Consider the following 25,979-nt stretch of genomic DNA (forward strand, 5'->3'; position numbering starts at 1 on the left):
GCGCGGAAGGCCCGGTCCGCACCGAAATCCGTTGCCCCGCTCCGGGCACCGCCCTACCGTCGCCGGCGACGCTGACCCGGCTCCGCGTGCTCGCGTGAGAGGGGACGACCACCGATGACCGACGAGGGCTTCCTCGACCGCCTCGCCGACCCGCTCGCCGCGCTGCCCGGCGTGCGGGCGGTCACGCTCGGCGGCTCGCGCGCCCAGGGCACGGCCCGCCCGGACAGCGACTGGGACGTGGCCGTGTACTACCGCGGGTCGTTCCAGCCGCAGCGGCTCCGGGACCTGGGCTGGCCGGGGGAGGTGTCGGAGGTCGGCGGCTGGGGCGGCGGGGTGTTCAACGGCGGCGCGTGGCTCGAGGTCGAGGGCCGGCGGGTCGACGTGCACTACCGGGACCTCGACGTGGTCGAGCGCGAGGTGGCGCGCGCCCGCCGCGGGGAGGTCGCGGTCGAGCCGCTGATGTTCCACCTCGCGGGGATCCCGACGTACCTGGTCGTGGCCGAGCTCGCGACGCACCGGGTCCTGCGGGGCGAGCCGCCGGTCGTCGACGCCTACCCGGAGGCCCTGCGCCGCGCCGCCCCGCCGGTGTGGCAGGGCCGCGCCGAGGCGCACCTCGCGTACGCCCGCGACACGCACGCCCGGCACGGACGCGTCACCCCGTGCCTCGGCCTGCTGGCGGTCGCGGCCAGCGAGTACGCGCACGCCGTGGTGGCCGCCCGGGGGGAGTGGGTCACCAACGACAAGCGGCTGCTCACGGCCGCCGGTCTGGGACCGGTGGACGCGGTGGTGGCGGGGGCCGGCACCGCTCCGGGGGCGCTCGCGGACGCGGTCGACGCCGTCCGCGACCTGGGCCGCGCGGCGCTCGGCGGGGCCGTCGCGCCGGGGCCGGACCGGGCCTGAATCCCGACCGGCCGGTCACCGTGCGCAGGTTCACAGGCGCCGCGTCGTCCGCCCGGGCCGCCGAGGACCTAGAATCACTGCTCGTGAGCACCCAGGACGCGACGCCGAGCACGCCGTCGAGCAGCGAGCCGCAGGCCGCCGACACCACCCTCGACCTCGACATCCCGCACGACCGCGCGGCCGAGAAGGCCCCCGAGACCGGCGCGAAGCCGGCCCGGCGCGCGGTCGTGGCGGAGGACGAGGCCCTCATCCGCATGGACGTCGTCGAGACGCTGCGCGAGGCGGGCTTCGACGTCGTGGGCGAGGCGGGCGACGGCGAGCGCGCCGTGGAGCTCGCGACCGAGCTCAAGCCGGACGTCGTCGTCATGGACGTGAAGATGCCCGTGCTCGACGGCATCTCCGCCGCGGAGCGCATCGCCAAGGCGCACCTCGCCCCCGTCGTGCTGCTGACCGCGTTCTCGCAGACCGAGCTCGTCGAGCGCGCCCGCGACGCGGGTGCCATGGCGTACGTCGTGAAGCCGTTCAGCCCGTCCGACCTGCTGCCGGCGGTGGAGATCGCGATCTCCCGCTACGCGCAGATCACGGCGCTGGAGTCCGAGGTCGCCGACCTCGCCGAGCGCTTCGAGACCCGCAAGCGCGTCGACCGCGCCAAGGGCCTGCTCATGACGAAGATGGGCCTGACGGAGCCCGAGTCGTTCCGCTGGATCCAGAAGACGTCGATGGACCGCCGCCTCACCATGCGCGAGGTCGCGGACGCCGTGATCGACCAGGTCGGCGGCGCCTCCTGACGCCTGCCGCGTCCTGACTGCTCACCGAGGCCCGGTCCACCGCGTGGTGGACCGGGCCTCGTGCTGTGCGCGGACGGCGCGCGGACGGTGCCGTGCGGGGCGAATCGGTTCGAAAGTCACAGATCGGCAACAACTGGTCCGTGAGACGAGATCGACACATGTTGGACACACGCGGCGATTACGGTCACGCCACATCGACCGGCCGGGGCTCCCCGCCGGCAGTACTCATCGACAGGAGTACCACGCATGACTCGTACGACACATGCCGTTCAGGCGGCAGCCCTCGCCGGTGCCGTCGCGCTCGTGCTCACCGCGTGCAGCGGCTCGGACGACGGCGGCTCCGGCAGCGAGGAGTCCTCGGGCGGCGGCGACAGCAGCCCGCTGATCCTCGGCACGCTGCTCCCGCAGACCGGCACGCTCGCGTACCTCGGCCCGCCGGAGATCGCGGGCGTCGACCTCGCGGTCGAGGAGATCAACGAGGCGGGCGGTGTCCTGGGCAGCGACGTCGAGGTCGTGCACGCCGACTCCTCCGACGCCGACCACGCCGAGGTCGCCACCCAGTCGGTGACGGACCTGCTGAGCCAGGACGTGCAGGTCATCATCGGTGCGGCGTCCTCCTCGGTGACGCTCAACGTGATCGACGACGTCACCGGCGCCGAGGTCGTGCAGATCTCGCCGGCCAACACGGCGACCTCGCTGTCCGGCTACTCGGACTTCTACTTCCGCACCGCCCCGCCGGACACGGTCCAGGGCGCCGCGCTCGGGAACCTGATCACCGGCGACGGCCACTCCAACATCGGCGTCCTGGTCTTCAACGACGACTACGGCACGTCGCTGCGCGACGTCGTGAAGTCCACGGTCGAGGAGGCCGGCGCGACGATCGTCTACGGCAACGAGGGCGAGGAGTTCGACCCGGCCGCGTCCAGCTTCGCGACCGACGTCACCGCGCTCACCGCCACCAACCCCGACGCCGTCGTGGTCCTGGCGTTCGAGCAGACCAAGCAGATCATCCCCGAGCTCGTCGCCGCCGGCGTCGACCCGGCCACGATCTACATGGTCGACGGCAACACCGCCGACTACTCTGCCGACTTCCAGCCGGGCACGCTCGAGGGCGCCCAGGGCACCATCCCCGGCGCGTTCCCCAGCGACGAGTTCCAGGAGCGCCTGAAGGGCGTCAACGCGGACCTCACCGACTACGCGTACGGCCCGGAGTCGTACGACGCGACCATCCTGGCGGCCCTCGCGGCGGTCAAGGGCGGCGCCACGGACGGCCCGACGATCCAGGCCAACCTGGCGGCGGTCTCCGGCGCGGACGGCGGCGAGGAGTGCACCACGTTCGCCGACTGCGTCGAGCTGCTCGACGCGGGTGACGACATCCGGTACGTCGGCCAGGCCGGCATCGGCCCGTTCAACGAGGACAACGACCCGTCGTCCGCGTTCATCGGCGTCTACAAGTACGGCACCGACAACAAGAACGTCTGGGTGAAGGCGGTCGAGGGCTCGGTCGACTGACCCCTCAGCTCATCACCGGCGGGCCCGGGACGCAGCACGCGTCCCGGGCCCGCTGCCGTGCGCGGGTAGCATCGCGGCGCACCGATCACCCGGCGCGGACCGCCGGGAGTCGTCGACGAGGAGGTCATCACGTGCAGCACACGACCGGGGCGGGACGGACGTCGGAGACCGTCGTGCCGGGTCTCGACGAGCTGGTGGCGCGAGCCCGGCGGCTCGCGGCGGACGGCGAGCGGCGCGTGCTCGGCATCGCCGGCGCCCCGGGCGGCGGCAAGTCGACCGTCGCCTCCGCGCTCGTGGCCGCGCTCGGGGCCGAGGCGGTGCTGGTGCCGATGGACGGGTTCCACCTGGCCAACGCCGAGCTGCGGCGGCTGGGTCGCGCGGACCGCAAGGGGGCGCCCGACACGTTCGACGCGGCGGGCTACACCGCGCTGCTGCGCCGGCTGCGCGCCCGCGGGCCCGAGGTGGTCTACGCCCCGACGTTCGACCGGCACCTCGAGGAGTCGATCGCGGGGGCCGTGCCCGTGCCGCCGGAGGTGCCGCTCGTCGTCACGGAGGGCAACTACCTGCTGCACGAGGGCCACGGGTGGGCGCCCGTGCGCGCGGAGCTCGACGAGGTCTGGTTCGTGGACGTCGACGACGACCTGCGCGTCGAGCGGCTGATCGCGCGGCACGTCGAGCACGGGCGGACCCCCGAGGCGGCCCGGGAGTGGGTGCTGCGCTCGGACGAGGCGAACGCCCGGCTCGTCGCCGGGACGCGCGAGCGCGCCGACCTGGTGGTGCGGCTCTAGGGACCGCCCGGGCCTTCCCGCGCGCCGGTGCCCTGCCCTAGCGTCGGTGCATGGACCTTCGACTGGAGCTCGTGCAGGTGCCCGTCTCCGACGTGGACCGGGCCAAGGACTTCTACACGCAGCGCGCCGGCTTCGTGCTCGACCACGACCACGAGGTCGGCGGCGGCATCCGGTTCGTGCAGCTGACGCCGCCGGGGTCGCCGGCGTCCATCGCGATCGGCACGGGCCTGACGACGATGCCGCCGGGCTCCGTGGAGGGCCTGCAGCTCGTGGTCGACGACATCGAGGCCGCGCGCACCGAGCTCACCGGGCGGGGGCTGGACGTCGGCGACGTGCAGGACTTCGCGTGGGGGCGTTTCCTGTTCTTCGCGGACCCCGACGGGAACCGCTGGGCCGTGCAGCAGATCGTCCGGGGGGAGCAGGGCTGATGTGCCGGAACATCACGACGCTGCGGGGGCTGGAGCCGGGCGCCACCGCGGAGGAGATCGAGGCGGCCGCGCGGCAGTTCGTGCGCAAGGTCAGCGGGGTGCAGTCCACGAGCGCGACGACCGAGGGCCCCGTCGAGCGGGCCGTGGCGGAGGTGGCGGACATCGTGACGCGGCTGCTCGACGAGCTGCCCGAGCGGCGCCGCCCCCCGGCCACCGTCCCCCCGCTGCGCCGCCCGGAGGTCCGCGCCCGCCTGGGCCTGGACCCCCACGACCACGACCACCCCCACGACCACGCACACGAGCACGAGCACGCCTCCGCGTGAGCCGAGGTCGGCACTCCGGTGACGAGGTCGGCACCCGGAGGTGCCGACCTCGTCCGCGGACTGCCGACCTCGGCGGAGGGCAGGCCGGCGGGGGTCAGGCCGGGGAGCCGGCGGGGTGGGCTTCGTGGCCGCCTCGACGTCCGTCGCCAGGGTGCCCAGGTACAGCTCGATCACCTTCGGGTCGTGCATGAGCTCGCGCCCGGGACCGGAGTAGGCGTTCGAGCCCTGGTCCAGCACGTAGGCGCGGTCGCAGATCTGCAGGCAGCGCCGGGCGTTCTGCTCGACGATGACGACGGACACCCCGGCCTTGTTGATCTTCCGGGTGCGGATGAACGTCTCGTCCTGCCGCACGGGGGACAGGCCGGCGGACGGCTCGTCGAGCAGCAGCACGGACGGGTCCATCATGAGCGCGCGCGCCATGGCGACCATCTGCCGCTCGCCGCCCGACAGCGACCCCGCGCGCTGCTTGCGGCGCTCCCCGAGCACCGGGAACAGGTCGACGATGAAGTCGAACCGCTCGGTGAACCGCTTCGGGGCCTGGAACAGCCCCATCTCCAGGTTCTCCTGGATGGACAGCGACGGGAACACGTTGTTGGTCTGCGGGACGAACCCGACGCCGCGGCGCACCAGCGAGTCGGCGCGGTGGTTGGTGATGTCCTCGCCCTTGAGCACGACGGACCCGCTGCGGATCGTCACGAGCCCGAACAGGGCCTTGAGGAGCGTCGACTTCCCGGCGCCGTTCGGGCCGATGATGCCGACGAGCTCCCCGGGGTGCACCACCAGGTTGCAGTCGTTGAGGATGTTCACGCCCGGCACGTAGCCGGCGACCAGGTCGGTGGCCGCGAGCAGCGGCTCCCCGGCGGGTGCGCCCCGGTGGACGGTCGAGGGGTCGGACCCCTGCACGGCGGTGCTGCTCATCGCGAGCCCTCCTTCTTCTGGCCGGCCGCGGCGGCCGCCTGGTGGGCTGCCTCCTCGGCCTCGAGCTGCTGGATGCCGTCGTCGAGCAGGGCGTCGTCGCCGAGGTCGGTGTCGTGGTGCGCGCCGAGGTAGGCGTCGATGACGGCCTGGTCGGCCATCACGTCCTCCGGCGGTCCCTCGGCGACGATCCGGCCCTCGGCCATGACCACGACCCAGTCCGAGATGTGCCGGACCATGTGCATGTCGTGCTCGACGAACAGCACCGTGGTGCCGTCCTCGCGCAGCGCCTGGATGTGCCCGAGCAGCGACTGGGTCAGCGCGGGGTTCACGCCGGCCATCGGCTCGTCGAGCATGACCATGGTCGGGTTGCTCATGAGTGCCCGGGCCATCTCCAGGAGCTTGCGCTGCCCGCCGGACAGCGACCCGGCGTACTCGTCGCGCTTGGTGTCGAGCTTGAACCGCGCCAGGAGCTCCTCGGCCTGCTCGGTGATCTCCTTCTCGCGCGCCTTCCACAGCGGCGGGACGAGGGCCGTGAACAGGTTCTCGCCGGACTGGCGGGTGGCGCCCAGGCGCATGTTCTCGATCACCGTCATGCGCGACAGCGCCTTGGTGAGCTGGAACGTGCGGACCATGCCGGACCGGGCGACCCGGGCGGCGGAGACGCCGGACAGGGACCGGCCCTCGAAGGACCAGGTGCCGGTGCTGGGCTTGTCGAACCCGGTGAGCAGGTTGAACAGCGTGGTCTTGCCGGCGCCGTTGGGCCCGATGAGCGCGGTGATCGCGCCGCGCTGGACCTCGAGGTGCTCGACGTCGACGGCCGTCATGCCGCCGAAGTGCCGGGTGACCCCGTCGGCGACGACGATCGCGTCCGGCTTCGGCACGCCGGGCGTGTGCGCGACGTGCGCGAGGTCGGCGGTGACGCGGTCCCGGCCGGTCGTCGTGGTGGCGTGCGGCACGGGGGCGGGGACGTGGCCCCGGGGAGTCTCAGCGGACATTGATCGCCAGCTCCTTCTTGTCGCCGAGGATGCCTTGAGGTCGGAAGATCACCAGCAGCATCAGCGTGACGCCCACGATGATCCAGCCGAACTGCTCGATCTGCTCGGTGCGCATCACGGACTCCGGGACCCCGGCGCGCATGACGGACTTGATCAGCATGAGCGCGACCCAGAAGATGATCGACCCCAGGACGGGCCCGAACACCGTGGCGGCCCCGCCGAGCAGCAGGATCGTCCAGACGAAGAACGTCATCGGGCGGCCCATCGAGTCGGGCTGCACGGCTCGCGGCAGCACGTAGATGATGCCCGCCACCGCGCCGATCACGCCGCCGAGGACCAGGGACTGCATCTTGTACGAGTAGACGTTCTTGCCGAGCGACCGCACGGCGTCCTCGTCCTCGCGGATGCCCTTGAGCACGCGGCCCCAGGGGCTGCGGATCAGGAGCCACACGAGCAGGCAGGCCAGCGCCACGACGGCCCAGCCGACGATGCGCACCCACCAGGAGTTCGACGCGTTCATCGAGTACTCGAACGGGCCGAGCGCGAAGGCCCCGTCCGGGAGCGGTGAGGCGTCCTGGAACGTGTCCTTGTACGAATTGCCGCGCAGGCCCGAGGAGGCGCCGGTGAGGTCGGTCAGCGCGGTGGACCGGCCGACCAGGCGGACGATCTCCGCGGCGGCGATCGTGACGATCGCGAGGTAGTCGCCGCGCAGCTTCAGGGTCGGGATGCCGAGCAGCAGGCCGAAGACGGCGGCGCACGCCATGGCGACCAGGACGGCCGCCCACAGGGGCCAGCCGGCGATCGTCGAGATGGCGAAGCCGTACGCGCCGAGCAGCATGAACCCGGCCTGGCCCATGTTCAGCAGGCCGGTGAGGCCGAAGTGCACGTTCAGGCCGATGGCGGCGAGCGCGTAGGCGGCGGTCGTCGGGGCGAAGATCTCGCCCGCGACGTTGACGAGGATGCGGGACCACTCCATGACGGCTCCTAACCGATCCGCTCGGCGCGACCGAGGATGCCCTGGGGCCGCAGCAGCAGGACGAGGATGAGGATGAGCAGCGCGCCGGCGTAGCGCATGTCGCTCGGGATGACGAGGTTCGACATCTCGACGACCAGGCCGATGACGATCGACCCGGCGAGCGCGCCGAACGCCTGACCGAGCCCGCCGAGCGTGACGGCGGCGAACATCAGCAGCAGCAGGGCGCCGCCCATGTTCCACGAGGTCGCGTTGAGGTAGAGGCCCATGAGCACGCCGCCCAGGGCCGCCAGCGCCGCGCCGAGCACCCACACGAGCCGCACGATCCGGTCGACCGTGATGCCGGACGCCGCGGCGAGCGCCGGGTTGTCCGACACGGCCCGGGTGGCGCGGCCGACGCGGGTGCCGAGCAGGAAGTACGCGACGGCGGCCAGCACGACGGCGGCGATCAGCAGGGACCACAGCGAGGTGGCGCTGATCCGCACCGGGCCGAGGGTGACCATCGTCGGGTTGTCCGTGACGATGCGCAGCGCGCTGCCGCCGAAGAAGAACTGGTACGTGTACTGCAGGGCCATCGAGAGGCCGATCGTCACGATCATCTGCTGCGTCGTGCCGACGCGGCGCTTGCGCAGCGGGTGCCAGAGCCCGGCGTCCTGGACCCAGCCGGACGCGGCGCCCAGGAGGACCGCGAGCAGCCCCGCGACCAGGAGCGGGAGGCCGAGGGACTGCACGCCGACGTACGCGAGGATCGCCCCGAGGGTGACCTGCTCGCCGTGCGCGAAGTTGGACAGCCCCGTGGTGCCGTAGATCAGCGACAGACCGACCGACGCGAGCGCGAGCAGCAGGCCGAACACGAGGCCGCTGGACGCCTGCTGCGCGAGGCGCGACCAGGAGAACCCGCCGTCGGCCGAGCTGCCGGTCGGTGCGCCGACCTCGCCGTCGGACGTGCCGGCGGTGGTGTCCGGGTCCGGTTCGGAGGTGGCGTCGTCGCCGGAGCCCCCGCCCGCCGCCGGCTCGCCGAGCGGGAACAGCGCGCCCGTCGACGAGCCCAGCGCCACCGTGACGGTGCGCGGGTTCGCGGACGGGTCCCGCAGCGTCTCGCCGGCCGGCAGCGTCGCGGTGTCGAGGGTGACGGTGTACTCGCCGGCCTCGGTCACCGGAGCGGTCCAGCGACCCTCGGCGTCGGTGGTGGCCTGGCTGGTGCCGCCGGGGCCCTCGATGTCGAGCACGACGCCGACGGCGGGCTGCTGGGCGGACGTGCGGATGGTGCCGTTGATGCATCCGGTGGCCGCGTCGGCGACGCAGCCGGCCGCGGCCGCCCGGGCGGTGCCCGGGACGGCGACGGTGAGGAAGAAGGAGAGGACGAGCACGCCGAGGGCCAGCAAGGCCCTGGCGGTGGAACGGTCCCTGGTCGCGGCTCGGCGCACCTGGTCCTCCGTCCGGTCGTGGTCGGCTGATCTGCTGGGTGCCGCAAGGCTTCTTGCGGACGCGTGGGCAGCAGGGTCACGGTGCTGCTCCCACGAGTGGGCGTGACAGTAAAGAGGATTTGTGTCCGTCTGATTACGGGCGTGTTCGAGGCATTCGCGACGCTGCCGGCTGCCTGTCTGGCCACCGGGAGGGTCGCACGGCGGTCGTCGATCCGCGCCACGAACGGCCCAGCGTTCACCCGGAGGGGTGAGAAGCCCCACAGCGCGGCGCGGTGACCTGCGGCTGCGTCGCCGCGGGCACCGACCGTTGTCGCAGGCGACTAGGCAGGAGCGCCCGGGGTAGGCCATGATCGGTCGATGCCGCGGGGGGCGCAGCAGGCTCGCGACGACACCGATGTCGCCGTGCCGTGACCAGAACGACTGGAGGCCGTCGAACCGTGCGCACGCCCGTCGCCGTCCGTCCCGCCCTGCCCGAGGACCTCGACGCCCTCGTGGACCTCAGCCTCGCCGCCCGCGCGGAGTCCCTGGTGGGCTCCCAGCTCTGCACCGACGACGCGGACCGGCTGCGGCACCAGATCGGCGCCCTGGTCGGCGAGCCCGGCGCCTGCGGCCTGGTCGGCATGCTCGACGGCGAGGTGTGCGGGCTGGTGCTCGCGCGGATCATCGGACCGAGCCTGTTCACGGACGAGGTGTCCGTCTCGATCGAGGCCGTCTACGTGGCCGAGGGCGCCCGTCGCCGCGGCGTCGGGCACGCGCTGCTGGGCGGCGTGCTCGAGGAGGCCCAGCGCGTCGGCGCCACCGACGTGCTCGCCGTCCCGCTGCCCGGGGCACGGGGCATGCTGCGGTTCCTGGCCCGGCTCGGGTTCGCCCCGGCCGCCGCGCACCGCGTGGTGAGCACCGAGGCGCTGCAGCGCCGGCTGGTGGCGGACGCCCCGTCGCCGGCCCGCCGCGCCGGCCGTGCCGGCCTGGACGACCTGATCGCCCGACGGCGGCGCGCCCGGGCGGGGCGCGCCGCGACGTCCACCGAGGCGGCTCAGGCCGGCCGCGTGTCGATCAGCATGCAGGTGAGCCGCGCGGAGCAGATCCGCCGGCCGCGCGGGTCCTCGACCACCACGTCGTAGGTCGCGACCTTCCCGCCCAGGTGCACCGCCGTGGCGGTGCCGGTCACCACCCCGTCCGTCGCGGACCGGTGGTGGGTGCAGCTGAGCTCGATCCCGACCGCCTGCCGGCCCGGTCCGGCGTGCGCGTTCGCCGCGTAGGAGCCGAGGGTCTCGGCCAGCACCGCCGAGGCGCCCCCGTGCAGCAGCCCGTACGGCTGCACGTTGCCCGCCACGGGCATCGTGCCCACCGCGCGGTCCGGGCCGACCTCGAGCAGCTCGATGCCCATGCGCTCCATGAGGGTGCCCGGGGGGACGTGCGTGCCCAGCGGCGGGTGGTCGGGGGTCGGGCTCGCGGACGCGTCGGTGTCAGCCATGCCCGATAGGTTGGCACCCGTGACTGACGCGACGCGACACCTGCCCGACGGCCACGCCGCACGGCTCCTCCTGGTGGACGGGCACTCGATGGCCTACCGGGCGTTCTTCGCCCTCCCGGTGGACAAGTTCGCCACCTCCACCGGCCAGCCCACCAACGCGGTGTTCGGGTTCGTCTCGATGCTGGCCAACCTGCTGCGGGACGAGGAGCCGACGCACGTCGCGGTCGCGTTCGACGCCGGCCGGACCACGTTCCGCACCGAGCAGTACGAGGAGTACAAGGCCAACCGCTCGGCGTCGCCGGAGCCGTTCCGCGGCCAGGTCGAGGTCATCAAGCAGGTCCTCGCGACCATGCACATCCCGACGCTCGACAAGCCGGGCTTCGAGGCCGACGACATCCTCGCCACGCTGGCCCGCCAGGGCGCCGCGGAGGGGCTGGACGTGCTCATCTGCTCCGGCGACCGCGACGCGCTCCAGCTCGTGACCGACCGCGTCACGGTGCTGTACCCGGTGAAGGGCGTCTCGGAGCTCGCGCGGATGACCCCCGACGCGGTGCAGGCCAAGTACGGCGTGCCCCCGGAGCGCTACCCCGACATCGCCGCGCTCGTCGGCGAGTCGTCCGACAACCTGCCCGGGGTGCCCGGCGTCGGGCCCAAGACCGCCGCGAAGTGGATCGCCACCTACGACGGCCTGCAGGGCGTGGTCGCGCACGTCGACCAGATCACCGGCAAGGCGGGGGAGTCCCTGCGCGCGCACCTCGACCAGGTGCTGCTGAACCGCCAGCTCAACAGGCTGCTGGACGACCTGGAGCTCCCGCTCGGGCCCGAGGACCTCGCGGCGCGGCCCTGGGACCGCGAGGCGCTGCACACCATCCTCGACGAGCTCGAGTTCCGCACGCTGCGCGACCGGCTGTTCGCGATGCTGCCCGCCGAGGACGGCGGCCCCGCCGAGGTGGCCGGCCCGGCCGAGGGCCCGGTCGTCGTGACCCCGGTCGACGGCGGCCTCGCGGACTGGCTCGCCCGGCACGCCGGGGCCCGGACCGGCGTCGACGTGCAGGGGTCCGCCTCGCCGTCGGGCGGCGACGCCTGGGGGGTCGCCCTCGTGGTCGGTGACGAGGCCGTCGCGTACGACCTCGCGCAGATCGCCCCGGCCGACGAGGCGGCGCTCGCCGCGTGGCTCGCCGACCCGGCGCAGCCGAAGGTGCTGCACGCCGCGAAGGAGGCCTGGCACGCCCTGGCCGGGCGCGGGCTGACCCTCGCGGGCGTGGAGTTCGACACCGAGCTCGGCGCGTACCTGCTGCAGCCCGACCGGCGCGGCTACGACCTCTCGGACCTCGCGATCGGCTACCTGCGCCGCGAGCTCGGCGCGGTGGCGGACGAGGGCGCTCAGGGCGCGCTCGACCTGGACCTCGAGGGCTCGCAGGAGGGCGTGCGCGGCGCCGTCCGCGCCGCCGCGGTCCTGGACCTCGTGGACGTGCTGGACGAGCAGCTGGCCGAGCGCGGCGCGGCGCACCTGCTGCGCGACGTCGAGCTCCCGCTCGAGGGCGTCCTGGAGCGGATGGAGCACGTCGGCATCGCCGCGGACGCCGGCTACCTGTCGGCGCTGGAGAAGGAGTACGACAGCGCCGTCCAGCGCGCCGCGGGCGAGGCGTACGACGCGATCGGGCGGGAGGTGAACCTCGGGTCGCCCAAGCAGCTCCAGGAGGTGCTGTTCGACCAGCTCGACATGCCGAAGACCAAGAAGACCAAGACCGGCTACACCACCGACGCCAACGCGCTCGCCGACCTGTTCGCGCGGACCGGCCACCCCTTCCTGGAGCACCTGCTCGCGCACCGCGACGCCATCCGGCTCCGGCAGACCGTCGAGGGCCTGCTGCGCTCGGTGGCCGACGACGGCCGGATCCACACGACGTTCCAGCAGACGATCGCCGCGACGGGCCGCCTGTCGTCGACCGACCCGAACCTGCAGAACATCCCGATCCGCACCGAGGCGGGCCGCCAGATCCGCCGCGCGTTCGTCGTGGGGGCGGGGTACGAGACGCTGCTGACCGCCGACTACTCGCAGATCGAGATGCGGATCATGGCGCACCTGTCCGGCGACGCCGGCCTGATCGAGGCGTTCACCGCCGGCGAGGACCTGCACTCGTACGTCGGCTCGCGGGTGTTCGGCGTGCCGACCGACGAGGTGACCAGCGCGCAGCGGTCCAAGATCAAGGCGATGAGCTACGGCCTGGCGTACGGGCTGTCCTCGTACGGCCTGTCGCAGCAGCTGAAGATCGACGTCGCCGAGGCCTCCGCGCTGATGCGCGACTACTTCTCGCGGTTCGGCGGCGTGCGCGACTACCTCGAGGGCGTCGCGGACGAGGCCCGGGCCACGGGGTACACCGCGACCATCCTCGAGCGGCGGCGCTACCTCCCGGACCTCACCAGCGACAACCGGGTCCGCCGGGAGGCGGCGGAGCGGATGGCCCTGAACGCCCCCATCCAGGGCAGCGCGGCGGACATCATCAAGCTGGCGATGCTGGGCGTGCAGCGGGAGCTCGACGCGCAGGGCCTGTCCTCGCGGCTGCTGCTGCAGGTGCACGACGAGCTCGTACTCGAGGTCGCGCCGGGGGAGCGGGACGCGGTGGAGGCGCTGGTGCGCTCCCAGATGGGCGGGGCGTACGCCCTGGACGTGCCGCTGGACGTCTCCGTGGGCGTGGGCCCGAGCTGGCACGACGCGGGTCACTGACCCGCGGCGGGGCGCGCGGACGACGCGGCCCGGGGGGCTACGCCGGGCGGTGCGCGACGAAGATCGCCGTGCCGGGCAGGTGCGCCCCGCGCAGCGGGCTCCAGCCGCCCCACGTCCGGTCGTGCCCCTCGGGCCACTCGGGCTCGACGACGGCGTCGAGCACCAGTCCGGCTCCCACGACGTCCGCGACGTGGTCGCCGATCGTGCGGTGGTGCTCGGAGTACAGGACCCGGCCGTGCTCGTCGGTCTCGACGTAGGGCCGGCGGTCGAAGTACGAGCGGTCGGCGGTGAGCCCGCGGGGGCCCGGGTCGTCGGGGAACGCCCACCGCACGGGGTGCGTCACCGAGCAGACCCAGCGGCCGCCCGGCCGGAGCACCCGCGCGGCCTCGGCGTGCACCCGGTGGGCGTCCGCGACGAAGGGGATCGCGCCGTAGGCGGTGAACACGACGTCGAACGACGCGTCGGGGAACGGCAGCGCGCGGGCGTCGGCCTGCACCAGCGGCACGGGGGCGGGGCGCCCGGCCACCGGCCCGGCGTCCCGGGCGGGATCGGCCGCGGCGGCGCGGTCGACGGCGGCCGCGGCGGCGAGCATGCCCGCGGACACGTCCGTCGCGACGGCCAGCGCGCCGTGCGCGGCCAGCCACCGCGAGCACTGCGCGGCGCCCGCGCCCACCTCGAGCACCCGCCGGCCCGTGACGTCGCCGAGCAGCCGGGCGTCGGACTCGCGCAGGCCCTCCGGGCACCACAGGAAGTCGTCGTCGCCCAGGAACGCGCCGTGCTCGTCGAGGTACTCGCGGGCGTTCTGGTCCCACCAGCGGCGCCCGGCGCCCTCCGTGGCGGCGGCCGGGACGTCGCGGTAGCCGGCGGCCGCCAGGCGGTCGCCGTCCGCGCCGGGGTCGGTGTCGTCGGTCGTCACCCGCACGACGGTAGCCGTGGCGGGCTGCCCCGCGCGCGCCCCGTGGCGCGTGCCGGCGCGCGCCCCGTCGTGCGCCCCGCCGCCGCGCCCGGGACCTCCGGCTCACCGGTCGCGGCCGGCGCACGGATAGCCTGGTCACGCCGCACCGCAGCGGCACCCCCCACCCTGCAGATTGAAGGAGACCCCAGCGTGCGAGTCGGACTGCTCACCGGTGGAGGCGACGTCCCCGGGCTGAACGCGGCGATCCGGGCGGTCGTGAAGCGCGGCGAGGGGGAGTACGGCCACTCCATCATCGGGTTCCGCAACGGCTGGCGGGGCGTGGTGGACGGCGACATCGTCCCGCTGACCCGCAGCCACATCCGCAACGTCCTGCCCGTCGGCGGCACGCTGCTCGGCACGGCCCGGTTCCACCCGCACGCGGCCGACGGCGGCCTCGACGCGGTGCTGGCCACGCTGGAGGCGGAGCGCATCGAGGCGCTCATCTGCATCGGCGGCGACGGCACGCTGCACGCGGCGTCGAAGGTCGCGGAGGCGGGCGTGAAGATCGTCGCGATCCCCAAGACGATCGACAACGACGTGTGGGGCACCGACCGGTCCATCGGCTTCGACACGGCGGTGGAGATCGCGACCGAGGCGCTCGACCGGGTGCACACCACGGCGGAGTCCCACAACCGCGTGATGATCGTCGAGGTCATGGGCCGGCACGCCGGCTGGATCGCCGTGACCGCGGGCATCGCCGGCGGCGCCGAGGTGGTGCTCGCCCCCGAGGAGCCGTTCGACATCGACAAGGTCATCAAGTTCCTCAAGCACCGGCACCGCGCGCACGCGAACTTCTCCATCGTGGTCGTCGCCGAGGGCGCCGTGCCCGCCGAGGGGACCTCGATGTCCTACGAGGCCCCGGTCGGCCAGTTCGGCGAGATCGTCGCCGGCGCGATCGGCGAGCGGGTCAAGGCGGAGATCGAGAAGCGCACCGGGTTCGACACGCGCGTGACGGTGCTCGGGCACGTGCAGCGCGGCGGGAGCCCGGTGCCGGCGGACCGCATCCTCGGCAGCCGGTTCGGCGTCGCCGCGATCGACGCGATCAGCCGCGGCGAGACCGACGTGATGACCGCGCTGCGCGGCGAGGAGGTCGTCCTGGTGCCGCTGCCCGAGATCGCCGGCAAGGTCAAGACGGTCCCGGCGGACCTGCTGCAGGTGGCGCGCGCGCTGGCCTGACCGGTCGCGCCGCGCGGCGCGACCGGGTGCTTTGACCGGCTGTCGTCAAGGCCGGTAAGGTATTCGGCGGTGTGGCGTGCCTACGCGTGCGCGTGTCGTGCGGGGCTGCTTGCGCCACCCGAACCCCTGTCCTACTACTTCATGTCCGCATCGGAGCCCATCCCTACATGAGCATCTCCACCCCCGCCAAGCCCGGCACCCCGCAGGTCGCGATCAACGACATCGGCTCGGCCGAGGACTTCCTCGCCGCCGTCGACGCCACCATCAAGTACTTCAACGACGGTGACATCGTCGAGGGCACCATCGTCAAGGTCGACCGCGACGAGGTGCTGCTCGACATCGGTTACAAGACCGAGGGCGTCATCCCGTCCCGCGAGCTGTCCATCAAGCACGACGTGGACCCAGGCGAGGTCGTCAAGGTCGGTGACGAGGTCGAGGCCCTCGTCCTCCAGAAGGAGGACAAGGAAGGCCGGCTGATCCTGTCCAAGAAGCGCGCGCAGTACGAGCGCGCCTGGGGCACGATCGAGAAGATCAAGGAGGAGGACGGCGTCGTCACCGGCACCGTCATCGAGGTGGTCAAGGGTGGCCTCATCCTCGACATCGGCCTCCGTGGCTTCCTGCCCGCCTCCCTGGTGGAGATGCGTCGTGTCCGCGACCTCCAGCCGTACGTCGGCAAGGAGATCGAGGCGAAGATCATCGAGCTCGACAAGAACCGCAACAACGTGGTCCTGTCGCGCCGCGCGTGGCTCGAGCAGACGCAGTCCGAGGTCCGCTCCACCTTCCTGCAGACCCTGCAGAAGGGCCAGGTGCGCCCCGGTGTCGTGTCCTCGATCGTCAACTTCGGTGCGTTCGTCGACCTGGGCGGCGTGGACGGGCTCGTGCACGTCTCCGAGCTGTCCTGGAAGCACATCGACCACCCGTCCGAGGTCGTCGAGGTCGGCCAGGAGGTCACGGTCGAGGTCCTGGACGTCGACTTCGACCGCGAGCGTGTCTCCCTGTCGCTGAAGGCGACGCAGGAGGACCCGTGGCAGGCCTTCGCCCGGACGCACGCCATCGGCCAGGTCGTCCCCGGCAAGGTCACCAAGCTCGTCCCGTTCGGTGCGTTCGTGCGCGTCGAGGACGGCATCGAGGGCCTGGTCCACATCTCGGAGCTGGCCGTGCGCCACGTCGAGATCCCGGAGCAGGTCGTCCAGGTCGGCGACGACGTGTTCGTCAAGGTCATCGACATCGACCTGGAGCGCCGCCGCATCTCGCTGTCGCTCAAGCAGGCGAACGAGGGCTTCGACCCGACCTCCGAGGACTTCGACCCCGCGCTGTACGGCATGGCGGCCGAGTACGACGAGGAGGGGAACTACAAGTACCCCGAGGGCTTCGACCCGGCGACCAACGAGTGGCTCGAGGGCTTCGAGGCGCAGCGTGAGGTCTGGGAGGCGCAGTACGCCAAGGCGCACGAGCGCTGGGAGGCGCACCGCAAGCAGGTCCTGGACGCGGTCCAGGCCGACGCGGAGGCCGCGAACGGCGGTGGCGAGAGCGCCGCGTCGTCCTCGTCCTCGTCGTCCAGCTCCTCGGCGTCGTCCTACTCCTCGGCTCCGGCCCAGGAGGCGACCGGCACGCTCGCGTCGGACGAGGCCCTGGCCGCGCTCCGCGAGAAGCTCACCGGCAACTGAGCCGACCGCCGGGCGTCACGCCCGGCGCACGGTCCGACGGGCCGGTCACCTGCGGGTGGCCGGCCCGTCGGCGTCCCCGGGGTGCGCGGGGACGCCGACGGGCGACGGGGCCCGCAGGGGCCGCTGTCACCCCTGCGTGAGAGGATCGTCGACGCCGCCCCTCACCACGCGAAAGGCCGTGCTGTGCCCGCCCGCTCCACCTCGCCGCGACCGGCTGCGCTCACCGGATCGGTGCTCCGGCGGTCGCTGCTCCTCATGGGCCGCGGCATCGCGTCCCAGCCCCGCACGTACGTGCTGGCCATCGGCACCTCCGCCCTGTACGGCGCCCTCACGGTCGCGGTGAGCCGGGTGCTCGGCTGGGCGACGGACAGCGTCGTCGTCCCCGCGATCGGCGGGTCCGCGCAGGCGCAGGGCCGGATCTGGGTCGCGGGGGCGGTGCTCGCGCTCGTGGCCGTGTCGCTGGCCGCCGCGGTCGCCGGACGCCGGGTCTTCGCGGGCATGGGCGTGGCCGACCAGCAGGCGATGCACCGTCGCGGGGTCACCCGCCAGTACCTGCGGCTGCCGATGACGTGGCACCGCCGGCACCCCACGGGGCAGCTGCTGTCCAACGCCTCCGCCGACGTCGAGGCCGCCACGGGCGTGTTCAACCCGCTGCCGTTCGCGCTGGGCGTCGTCGTGATGATCGGGGTCGCGGCGGTCGCGCTGCTGTCCACCGACGTGTGGCTGGCGCTGGCCGCCCTCGTGGTGCTGCCGGCCGCGGTCGTGGCCAACCTGGTGTTCCAGCGCAAGATGTCCCCGGCGGCCACGCGCGCCCAGCAGCTGCGGGCCGAGGTGGCGGACATCGCGCACGAGAGCTTCGAGGCCGCGCTGCTGGTGAAGTCGCTCGGCACGGAGGACCGCGAGGAGCGCCGGTTCGCCGAGCGCACCGCGCAGCTGCGGGAGGCGAACGTCCGCGTCGGCGTGGTGCGCGCGTACTTCGACCCGGTCATCGACATGCTGCCCAGCCTCGGCACGCTGCTGGTGCTCCTGGTCGGCGTGATCCGGGTGCAGGCCGGGGCGGTGGGGACCGGGGACGTCGTGTCGGCGGCGTACCTGCTCACGCTGATGGCGGTGCCGGTGCGGGCGTTCGGCTGGGTGCTCGGCGAGCTCCCGCGTGCCCTCGTCGGGCACGAGCGCGTCGCCCGGGTCGTGGACGCCGAGGGCGAGCTGGTCCCGGGCACCGCGCCGCTCGTGCGCCGGCCCGTGGGGGCGTCGCTGCGGATGTCCGGCGTCGGCGTGCGGGTCCCCGGCCCGGACGGCCCGGTGGACCTGCTGCGCGACGTCGACCTCGAGGTGGCCGCGGGACGGGTCGTCGCCGTGGTCGGCCCCACCGGCGCGGGCAAGACGACGCTGGTGTCGCTCGTGCCGCGGCTGACCGACCCCACGAGCGGCACCGTCGCGGTCGACGGCACCGACGTCCGGGACCTCGTGCCGGACGACCTCACGGACCAGGTCGTCCTGGTCGGGCAGCAGACCTTCGTTTTCGAGGACACGGTCCGCGGCAACGTGACGCTGTGCGACCCCGACGACCCGGCCGCGCCCTCGGACGACGAGGTCTGGGCGGCCCTGCGGCTCGCGCGGGTGGACGGCGTGGTGCGCGACCTGCCCGGCGGGCTGGACGCCCCGCTCGGCGAGCGCGGCTCGAACCTCTCCGGCGGCCAGCGCCAGCGGCTGGCCATCGCCCGGGCGCTCGTGCGGCGGCCCCGGCTGCTCGTGCTGGACGACGCCACCTCGGCCGTCGACCCGCGGGTCGAGCAGGGCATCCTCACCGGGCTGCGGGAGCACACCGGCGACGCCGCGGGCGGGCCGACCGTGCTGCTCGTCGCGTACCGGATGTCGTCGGTGCTGCTCGCCGACGAGGTCGTGCACGTGGAGGGCGGCCGGGTGGTCGACCAGGGCACCCACGCGGAGCTGCTGGCCCGCGACCCCGGCTACCGGGCGCTCGCCACGGCGTACGAGGACGAGTCGGAGCGCCGCGCGGCGCTGCGCGCGGAGGCGCTGGACGCGGAGGCCGCCACCGAGGCCGACGGCCTGGCCGGGCAGGACGAGGACGCGCTGGACGCGGAGGGGGCACGATGAGCGCGCAGGACCGGCCGTCCGGGCTGGGCGGGACCGAGCAGCTCGGGGTGCTGGGCACCCTGCGGCGGGGCGTGCAGGTGTCCCCGCAGCTCGTGCAGGGCCTGTGGGTGACGTTCCTGCTGGCGGTGCTCGCCGCGGCGGGCAAGGTCGTGGTCCCGGTCGCCGTCCAGCAGGTGATGGACACCGGCGTGCTCGCCGAGGGCGGTCCCGACATCCGCCGCGTCGTGACGCTGGTGTGCGCCGCCGCCCTCGCGCTCGTCGCCGGCGGGGTCTGCTCGGCGCTGGTCAACGTGCGGCTGTTCCGGGCCAGCGAGGCCGGGCTGGCCGAGCTCCGCGTCCGGGCGTTCCGGCACGTGCACGACCTGTCCGTGCTCACGCAGAACACCGAGCGGCGCGGGTCGCTGGTGTCGCGGGTGACGTCGGACGTCGACACGATCTCGCTGTTCGTGCAGTGGGGCGGCATCATGCTGCTGGTCTCGACGCTGCAGGTGGCGGTGGCGACGGCGCTGATGGCGGCGTACTCGTGGCAGCTGACGATCCTGGTGTGGCTCTGCTTCGGGCCGCTGGTGATCGGCCTGCGCCCGCTCCAGCGCCGCGTGAACGTGGCCTACACCCGGGTGCGCGAGCGGGTCGGCGCGATGCTCGGCGCCGTGTCCGAGGCCGTGGTCGGGGCGGAGACCATCCGCGCGTACGGCGTGCAGCGCCGCGTCCAGCGGAACGTCGACGCGCGCATCGGCGCCACCCGGGACGCGATGGTCCGGGCCCAGAACACCGTGGCCGTCGTGTTCTCGTCGGGCGTCCTCGTCGCGAACCTCGTGCTCGCCGTGGTCGTGGTCGCCGGCACCGCGCTCGGCGTCGCCGGGGACCTGAGCGTCGGCCGGCTGCTGGCGTTCCTGTTCCTGGTCCAGCTGTTCACCGGTCCGGTGCAGCAGGCCACCGAGGTGCTGAACGAGCTGCAGAACGCCGTCGCCGGGTGGCGGCGGGTGCTCGGCATCATCGACACGCCCGTGCAGGTCGCCGACCCCGGGCCGCGCGGCGTGCCGTCGCCCCGGGGGCCCGCGGCCGTCGAGCTCCGGGGCGTCGGCTTCGCCTACCCGGACGGCCCGCCCGTGCTGCACGGCGTCGACCTGCGGCTCCCGGCCGGCCGGTCCACCGCCGTGGTCGGGGCGACCGGCTCGGGCAAGACGACGATCGCCAAGCTCGTGACCCGGCTGATGGACCCGACGCAGGGCGAGGTGCTGCTGGACGGCACGGACCTGCGGACCGTCCGGGCGGCCGACCTGCGCCGCCGCGTCGTCATGGTGCCGCAGGAGGGCTTCCTGTTCGACGCCACGCTCGCGGAGAACCTCGTGTACGGGCTGCGGACCCCGGACGGCCGCACCCCGACCCCGGAGGCGGCGGAGCCGCAGCTGCGCGCCGCGCTGGCGGAGCTGGGCCTGTCCGACTGGGTCGCCGAGCTCCCGAGCGGGCTGCACACGCCGGTCGGCCAGCGGGGCGAGGCCCTCTCGGCGGGGGAGCGGCAGCTGGTGGCGCTGACCCGGGCCTACCTGGCCGACGCGGACCTGCTGGTGCTCGACGAGGCGACGTCCGCCGTCGACCCCGCCACCGAGGTGCGGATCGCCCGGGCGCTGGACTCCCTCACCACGGGCCGCAGCACCGTCACCATCGCGCACCGCCTGTCGACGGCGGAGGCGGCGGACCTCGTCGTGGTCGTCGACGCCGGGCGGGTCGTCGAGCACGGGCCGCACGACCGCCTCGTCGCGCAGGACGGCGTGTACGCCGCGATGCACCGGGCCTGGGTGTCGCAGACGCGCTGACCCGTCGCGCCGTCCGCGTGGCAGGATCGGGGGGTGACGGACGAGCAGAACCCCGGACCCTTCGGCACCTCCGGACTCGACCCCGCGGTGGCCTCCCGGCTGACCCGCGACGCGGCCGGCCTGGTCGCGGCCGTCGTGCAGCAGCACGACACCGGCGAGGTGCTGATGGTCGGCTGGATGGACGACGAGGCCCTGCACCGCACCCTCACCACGGGGCGCGTGACGTTCTGGAGCCGGTCCCGGCAGGAGTACTGGCGCAAGGGCGACACCTCCGGCCACGCCCAGTACGTGAAGTCCGTGGAGCTCGACTGCGACGGCGACGCGGTCCTGGTGCGCGTCGACCAGGTGGGCGTCGCCTGCCACACGGGCACGCGCACCTGCTTCGAGGCGGGCGGCCGGCTCGACGCGGTCGTGGGCGAGCGGCCCGCCGTGTCCGCGGGGGAGCGCCCGTGACCGCCGACGCGCCCGCGGCGGCTGCCGCCACCCCGCCGGCGGCCCCGGCCGTGGACGTCCCCTGGGGCGCCACCTGGCCCGCGCTGGCCGAGTTCCGGGAGCTCGCCGGCACGCGCCGCGTCATCCCCGTGGTGCGGCGGCTGCTGGCCGACGACACCACGCCCGTCGGCCTGTACCGGACGCTCGCGGCGGGCCGTCCCGGGACGTTCATCCTGGAGTCCGCGGAGTCCGACGGCACCTGGTCGCGCTGGTCGTTCGTCGGCGTGCGCTCCCGCGCGACGCTGACCGTCCGCGACGGCCGCGCGGTGTGGACCGGTGACGTGCCCGCGGGCGTCCCGACCCACGGCGACCCCCTGGCCGTGCTGGGAGAGACGCTCGAGGTGCTGCGCACGCCCGCCGTGCCCGGCCTGCCCCCGCTGACCGGCGGGCTCGTCGGCGCGCTCGGCTGGGACGTCGTGCGCCACTGGGAGCCCACGCTGCCCGCGACCGCGCCCGACGAGCTCGGCGTCCCCGAGATGACGCTGTGCCTTGCCAGCGACCTCGCGATCACCGACCACCACGACGGCTCCGTGTGGCTGGTGGCGAACGCGATCAACTTCGACGGCACCGACGAGCGGGTCGACGACGCGCACGCCGACGCCGTCGCGCGGCTGGACGCGATGCAGGACGCGCTCCTGCGGCCCGCGGCGCCGGCGGCCGCCCGGCTGGTCGACGCCCCGGTCCCCGAGCTCGAGTTCCGCTCCACGCCGGCCGAGTACGAGGAGGCCGTGGGGATCGGCAAGGAGGCGATCCGGGACGGCGAGGTGTTCCAGGTGGTGCTCTCGCAGCGCCTCGACCTGGACTGCCCCGCCGAGCCGCTCGACGTCTACCGCGTCCTGCGGACGATCAACCCGAGCCCGTACATGTACTACCTGCAGCTGCAGGACGCCGACGGGCACGACTTCGCGGTCGTCGGCTCCAGCCCGGAGACGCTCGTCAAGGTCACCGAGGGCCACGTCACGACGTTCCCCATCGCCGGGTCGCGCCCCCGCGGAGCCACTCCCGAGGAGGACCGGGCGCTGCACGACGAGCTCCTGGCCGACCCGAAGGAGCGCGCGGAGCACCTCATGCTGGTCGACCTCGCGCGCAACGACCTGGTGAAGGTGTGCGAGCCGGCGACCGTGGAGGTCGTCGAGTTCATGGCCGTGCGCCGGTTCAGCCACATCATGCACATCTGCTCCACGGTCGTCGGCCGCCTCCGGGCGGGGGCCACCGCGCTCGGCGCGTTCACCGCGACGTTCCCGGCCGGCACGCTCTCGGGGGCCCCGAAGCCGCGGGCGATCGCGCTGATCGACGAGATCGAGCCCGCCCGCCGGGGCATCTACGGCGGCACGGTCGGCTACTTCGACCTCGCGGGCGACATGGACATGGCGATCGCGATCCGGACGGCGCTCATCCGGGACGGGCGCGCGAGCGTCCAGGCCGGTGCGGGCATCGTCGCGGACTCCGTGCCGGCGACCGAGCACCAGGAGTCGCGCGACAAGGCCGCCGCCGCGGTGCGGGCCGTGCAGATCGCCGCCCGGCTGCGGCCGGTCGGCCGGTCGTGACGGCGGAGCCGGCGGGCCCCGCGAGCCCCGCGAGCCGCGGTCCCGGCCGCGGGCGGTGGGTGCTCACGCTGCTGCTGCTCTCCGGGCTGGTGGCGCTGACCGCGCTGCCGGTGTGGATCACGGCCACGGGCGCCAGCCCCGTCGCCGAGGAGGTCGACGTCGCGGTCCGCGGCACGACCGCTGCACCCGGGCTGGTGGCTGCCGCGCTCGTGCTGCTCGCGGCCGCGGCGGCGCTCGGCCTCGTCGGGCGCGTCGGCCGCTGGGTGGTCGTCGTGGTCGTCTCCGCGGGCGGCGCGCTGGTCGTCGCCTCCGCCCTGGCCGCGCGGTCCGGGGCCACCGCCACCGCCGAGCGGGCCGCCGCCGAGGCGACCGGTGTGCCGAGCCTCACGGCCGGCCCGGAGGTCGCCGCGTGGCCCCTGGCGTCCGCCGCGCTCGGGGTGCTCGTCCTGGTCGCCGCCGTCGGGCTCGCCCGGGCGTCCGGCCGCTGGACGGCGCCGTCGGACCGCCACGAGCGGGCGGCCGGCCCCGTGGGGAGCACCGTCGAGGGCCCGGCTGCGCGCCCGGCGACGGCGGCCGGCGCGCCGGCGGGGCGTCCCGCGCACCCCGACGCACCCGACCCGTCCGACGAGCGCGGGACGTGGGACGCGCTGACGCGTGGGGACGACCCGACCTGACAGGTCCGCTAGGGTGACGACACACAGTCATGAAAGGTGTTCCACGATGGTCGAGCAGTCGCTCCGTTCCCACGGCGTCGTGTCGGGGGCGCAGAACACACCCCGCACCGAGACGCTGCGGCTGCCCCCGAAGGCCCCGCCGACCAACCACGGCCACACCGCCGCCGCCTGGACCACGACGATCGTCGTCCTCGTCGGCTCGGTCGCCGCGGCCCTGGGCCTGATCCTCGACCACACCTGGATGTTCTACGCCGGCATCGGCGTGGCGCTGCTCGGGGTCGTGGTCGGCAAGGTGCTGCAGGTGCTCGGCTACGGCCAGGGCGGCAAGCACACGCTGGAGAAGGCCAGGAAGAACGGCGGGCACTGAGCCGACGGCCCGTCGCGGTGGACGTGCGGGCCGTGCTCCGGTAGACCTGGGGCCCCGGCAGCCGCCCGACCAGGGCTGATGCCGGCCGACCGCATCCACTCGAGAGCACGAGGAGCTCCATGTCGACCCCGAACGAGCCGCAGGACCCGTACTCCGCCCCCGACGGCCAGGGCTCCGGCGACCAGTCCGGGTCCGTGCCGCCGTACCAGGGCGGCACGCCCTCGCAGGGCGCCGGGCAGGGCGGCATCCCGCAGTACGGCCAGTACACCGGTGGCGAGCCCGCCGGCGGTTACGGCCAGCCGGCCGGCGGCTACGGCCAGCCCGCCGCGTACCCGCAGGGCGGCCCCCAGGGCTACGGCGCCGGTTTCTACCCCAAGAACAACCTGGCGGTCTGGTCGCTCGTCCTGGCGATCGTCGGCTTCTTCGTCTGCTCCATCTTCACGAGCATCCCCGGCATCATCGTCGGGTCGAAGGCGAAGCAGGCCGTCGCGCGCGGCGAGGCCAACAACGGCTCCCTCGCCAACGCCGGCTACATCACGTCGTGGATCGTCACGGGCCTGCAGGTGATCGGCCTGATCTTCCTCGTCATCGCGATCGCGACCGGTGGGTTCGCCGCCTACCTCGACTCGATCGACTCCACCACGTACTGACGTGGCCGCGGCCGCCCCGCCGGAGACCCTCGCGCCCCGAGCGCGGCTGCGTGCCGCGCGTGGGCCGCTGCTGGTCGCCGGCGGGGCGGCCGTCGTCGCGCTCGGGCTCGCGCTCGTCGACCCGCACGAGCCCGGGTCCTGGGGCCTGTGCCCCGTGTACGCCCTGACCGGCCGCTACTGCGCCGGCTGCGGGGTCCTGCGCGCGACGCGCGACCTGCTCGTCGGGGACGTCCCCGGGGCGTGGGGCATGAACCCGCTGTGGGTGCTCGCGGTCCCGCTGCTCGCCGCCCTCTGGGTGCGCTGGCTGGTCCGGACGCTGGGCACCGGTCGCCCCGCCGCGGCGCCGCCGGCCCGGGTCGCGGTCGTCACGGGCGTCGTGATCGTGGCGTACAGCGTCGCGCGCAACGTCCCCGCGTGGGCCGGGGTCCTGGCACCGTGAGCCCCGCGCGGGACGGGTGAACACCCCCCGGCCGGCGCGTCGCGGTGCGCCGGGTCCCTAGGATGCCCGGGACGGTGCGGAGCGCACCTGCACCGCAGCCCAGGAGGATCCCGTGTCGACCCCGTACCCGCCGACCGGCCCGCTCCCGGGGCAGGAGCAGCAGCACGACCCCGCGGCGCACCGGAGCCCGTACGGCCCCGGCGCCGCGTCGCAGCCCTACGCGCCGCAGCCCTACGCGCCGCAGCTCCCCGCGCCGCAGCCCTACGCGGCCCAGGACCTGGACCCGGCTCAGCACCCGTACGCCGGGGACCTGGACGCGGCCCGGCCGCAGGACCCGTACGCCGCTGCGGCCGCTGCGGCCCACCCCGCGATGGCCCCGGCGTGGGGCACCGCCGCGTACGCGCCCGGCTACGGCTACGGCTACCCGAGCAACGGCCTCGCCGTCTGGTCGCTCGTGCTCGGTGTCGTCGGCGTGGTGCTCGCCGGTCCCCTCGCGGGCGTCCCGGCCCTCATCACCGGCGTCCTCGCGCGTCGGGCGGTCGCCGAGGGCCGGGCCGACAACGGCGGGCTGGCCACGGCGGGCATCGTCCTGGGAGCGGTCGGGACCGGGTTCGGGCTGCTGGGGCTGCTCTTCGTCCTGGCGCCGCTGCTGCTGGTGGGCGCGTCCTCGTTCTGACGCGGCCGGTGGGCTCGGGCGGGGCGGGGCGTCCCAGCCCGTGGGTCCGTGGTCGGGAGCTCCCGCGCGCGCCCGTACGATGGCCGAGGTGGTCGGTGGTCCGTCGCGTCGCCCGGTGCGGGGCGGTGGGGGCACCGCCGAGGAGCC

The 25,979-nt window shown here is 74.4% G+C and carries 24 protein-coding genes and 1 pseudogene; 19 read left to right on the top strand and 6 right to left on the bottom strand.

Annotation, left to right across the window (positions count from 1 at the left end):
* Positions 1-114: 114 nt before the first annotated feature.
* From QNH85_RS00235 to QNH85_RS00260, 6 genes are all read left to right on the top strand, one after another.
* Positions 115-900, top strand: coding sequence for a nucleotidyltransferase family protein (locus QNH85_RS00235; protein WP_282943770.1), 786 nt, complete (start codon positions 115-117; stop codon positions 898-900).
* A gap of 161 nt (positions 901-1,061) precedes the next feature.
* Positions 1,062-1,688, top strand: coding sequence for an ANTAR domain-containing response regulator (locus QNH85_RS00240; protein ID WP_282944316.1), 627 nt, complete (start codon positions 1,062-1,064; stop codon positions 1,686-1,688).
* Positions 1,689-1,934: 246 nt separating this feature from the next.
* A complete protein-coding gene (locus QNH85_RS00245) occupies positions 1,935-3,200 on the top strand; it encodes an ABC transporter substrate-binding protein (RefSeq protein ID WP_282943771.1) in 1,266 nt (421 codons plus the stop codon).
* Between the two features lie 131 nt (positions 3,201-3,331).
* On the top strand, positions 3,332-3,988 hold the full coding sequence (locus QNH85_RS00250) for a nucleoside/nucleotide kinase family protein (RefSeq protein ID WP_428830331.1): 657 nt from the start codon (positions 3,332-3,334) through the stop codon (positions 3,986-3,988).
* Between the two features lie 50 nt (positions 3,989-4,038).
* Positions 4,039-4,416 (top strand): VOC family protein, encoded by a 378-nt coding sequence (locus QNH85_RS00255; protein WP_282943773.1) that lies wholly within the window; start codon positions 4,039-4,041, stop codon positions 4,414-4,416.
* The gene (locus QNH85_RS00260) at positions 4,416-4,739 is read left to right on the top strand and encodes a DUF2277 domain-containing protein (RefSeq protein ID WP_282943774.1); all 324 of its coding nucleotides are present in this window, start codon (positions 4,416-4,418) and stop codon (positions 4,737-4,739) included. Before QNH85_RS00255 ends, QNH85_RS00260 begins: the two co-directional genes overlap by 1 nt.
* Before the next feature lie 126 nt (positions 4,740-4,865).
* Here QNH85_RS00260 and QNH85_RS00265 read toward each other — a convergent pair.
* The 4 genes and pseudogenes from QNH85_RS00265 to QNH85_RS00280 all read right to left on the bottom strand — a co-directional run.
* Positions 4,866-5,657, bottom strand: a pseudogene (locus tag QNH85_RS00265) (ABC transporter ATP-binding protein); the annotation flags it as partial.
* Complete coding sequence (locus QNH85_RS00270; protein WP_282943775.1) at positions 5,654-6,652, bottom strand: ABC transporter ATP-binding protein; 999 nt, start codon at positions 6,650-6,652, stop codon at positions 5,654-5,656. The gene QNH85_RS00270 and the pseudogene QNH85_RS00265, both read right to left, overlap by 4 nt.
* A complete protein-coding gene (locus tag QNH85_RS00275; RefSeq protein ID WP_282943777.1) occupies positions 6,642-7,628 on the bottom strand; it encodes a branched-chain amino acid ABC transporter permease in 987 nt (328 codons plus the stop codon). The genes QNH85_RS00270 and QNH85_RS00275 overlap by 11 nt, the downstream gene beginning before the upstream one ends.
* Before the next feature lie 8 nt (positions 7,629-7,636).
* A complete protein-coding gene (locus tag QNH85_RS00280; RefSeq protein ID WP_282943779.1) occupies positions 7,637-9,010 on the bottom strand; it encodes a branched-chain amino acid ABC transporter permease in 1,374 nt (457 codons plus the stop codon).
* Between the two features lie 479 nt (positions 9,011-9,489).
* Between QNH85_RS00280 and QNH85_RS00285 the strand changes: the two genes are divergently transcribed.
* Positions 9,490-10,173: a GNAT family N-acetyltransferase gene (locus tag QNH85_RS00285; RefSeq protein ID WP_282943780.1), complete on the top strand. Its 684-nt coding sequence runs from the start codon at positions 9,490-9,492 to the stop codon at positions 10,171-10,173.
* Here the strand turns inward: QNH85_RS00285 and QNH85_RS00290 are convergent.
* Entirely contained in the window at positions 10,086-10,526 is a 441-nt protein-coding gene (locus tag QNH85_RS00290; RefSeq protein ID WP_282943782.1) for a PaaI family thioesterase, read from the bottom strand. The genes QNH85_RS00285 and QNH85_RS00290 overlap by 88 nt on opposite strands.
* Here QNH85_RS00290 and polA point away from each other — a divergent pair.
* On the top strand, positions 10,525-13,254 hold the full coding sequence (polA, locus tag QNH85_RS00295) for a DNA polymerase I (protein ID WP_282943784.1): 2,730 nt from the start codon (positions 10,525-10,527) through the stop codon (positions 13,252-13,254). The genes QNH85_RS00290 and polA overlap by 2 nt on opposite strands.
* A 37-nt stretch (positions 13,255-13,291) precedes the next feature.
* Here polA and QNH85_RS00300 read toward each other — a convergent pair whose 3' ends face one another.
* Positions 13,292-14,170 (bottom strand): class I SAM-dependent methyltransferase, encoded by an 879-nt coding sequence (locus tag QNH85_RS00300; protein WP_282943785.1) that lies wholly within the window; start codon positions 14,168-14,170, stop codon positions 13,292-13,294.
* 189 nt (positions 14,171-14,359) lie between these two features.
* On the opposite strand from QNH85_RS00300, the gene QNH85_RS00305 reads away from it, so the two are divergent.
* The 11 genes from QNH85_RS00305 (at position 14,360) to QNH85_RS00355 (ending at position 25,832) form a co-directional block, all read left to right on the top strand.
* Positions 14,360-15,385, top strand: a complete 1,026-nt coding sequence (locus tag QNH85_RS00305) for a 6-phosphofructokinase (protein WP_213281616.1) — start codon at positions 14,360-14,362, stop codon at positions 15,383-15,385.
* A 167-nt stretch (positions 15,386-15,552) separates the two neighbouring features.
* On the top strand, positions 15,553-17,052 hold the full coding sequence (gene rpsA, locus QNH85_RS00310; protein WP_213281617.1) for a 30S ribosomal protein S1: 1,500 nt from the start codon (positions 15,553-15,555) through the stop codon (positions 17,050-17,052).
* A gap of 255 nt (positions 17,053-17,307) precedes the next feature.
* Entirely contained in the window at positions 17,308-19,170 is a 1,863-nt protein-coding gene (locus QNH85_RS00315) for an ABC transporter ATP-binding protein (protein WP_282944319.1), read from the top strand.
* Positions 19,167-20,987, top strand: a complete 1,821-nt coding sequence (locus QNH85_RS00320) for an ABC transporter ATP-binding protein (RefSeq protein WP_282943789.1) — start codon at positions 19,167-19,169, stop codon at positions 20,985-20,987. Before QNH85_RS00315 ends, QNH85_RS00320 begins: the two co-directional genes overlap by 4 nt.
* 33 nt (positions 20,988-21,020) lie before the next feature.
* The gene (gene hisI, locus QNH85_RS00325) at positions 21,021-21,440 is read left to right on the top strand and encodes a phosphoribosyl-AMP cyclohydrolase (protein WP_282943791.1); all 420 of its coding nucleotides are present in this window, start codon (positions 21,021-21,023) and stop codon (positions 21,438-21,440) included.
* Positions 21,437-23,026, top strand: a complete 1,590-nt coding sequence (locus QNH85_RS00330) for an anthranilate synthase component I (RefSeq protein WP_282943793.1) — start codon at positions 21,437-21,439, stop codon at positions 23,024-23,026. Before hisI ends, QNH85_RS00330 begins: the two co-directional genes overlap by 4 nt.
* A 59-nt stretch (positions 23,027-23,085) precedes the next feature.
* Entirely contained in the window at positions 23,086-23,700 is a 615-nt protein-coding gene (locus QNH85_RS00335) for a Trp biosynthesis-associated membrane protein (protein ID WP_282943795.1), read from the top strand.
* A 46-nt stretch (positions 23,701-23,746) separates the two neighbouring features.
* Complete coding sequence (locus QNH85_RS00340) at positions 23,747-24,067, top strand: HGxxPAAW family protein (protein ID WP_282943797.1); 321 nt, start codon at positions 23,747-23,749, stop codon at positions 24,065-24,067.
* Between the two features lie 119 nt (positions 24,068-24,186).
* Positions 24,187-24,717, top strand: a complete 531-nt coding sequence (locus QNH85_RS00345; protein ID WP_282943799.1) for a DUF4190 domain-containing protein — start codon at positions 24,187-24,189, stop codon at positions 24,715-24,717.
* A 1-nt stretch (position 24,718) separates the two neighbouring features.
* Positions 24,719-25,156 (top strand): DUF2752 domain-containing protein, encoded by a 438-nt coding sequence (locus QNH85_RS00350; RefSeq protein WP_282943801.1) that lies wholly within the window; start codon positions 24,719-24,721, stop codon positions 25,154-25,156.
* A gap of 112 nt (positions 25,157-25,268) precedes the next feature.
* Positions 25,269-25,832 carry a DUF4190 domain-containing protein gene (locus QNH85_RS00355; RefSeq protein WP_282943803.1) on the top strand — a complete coding sequence of 188 codons (564 nt, stop codon included), beginning with the start codon at positions 25,269-25,271 and terminating at the stop codon, positions 25,830-25,832.
* The last annotated feature ends 147 nt before the right edge of the window (positions 25,833-25,979 follow it).

Origin of the sequence: Cellulomonas endometrii (genome assembly GCF_949769265.1) — a bacterium.
GTDB lineage: Bacteria > Actinomycetota > Actinomycetes > Actinomycetales > Cellulomonadaceae > Cellulomonas > Cellulomonas endometrii.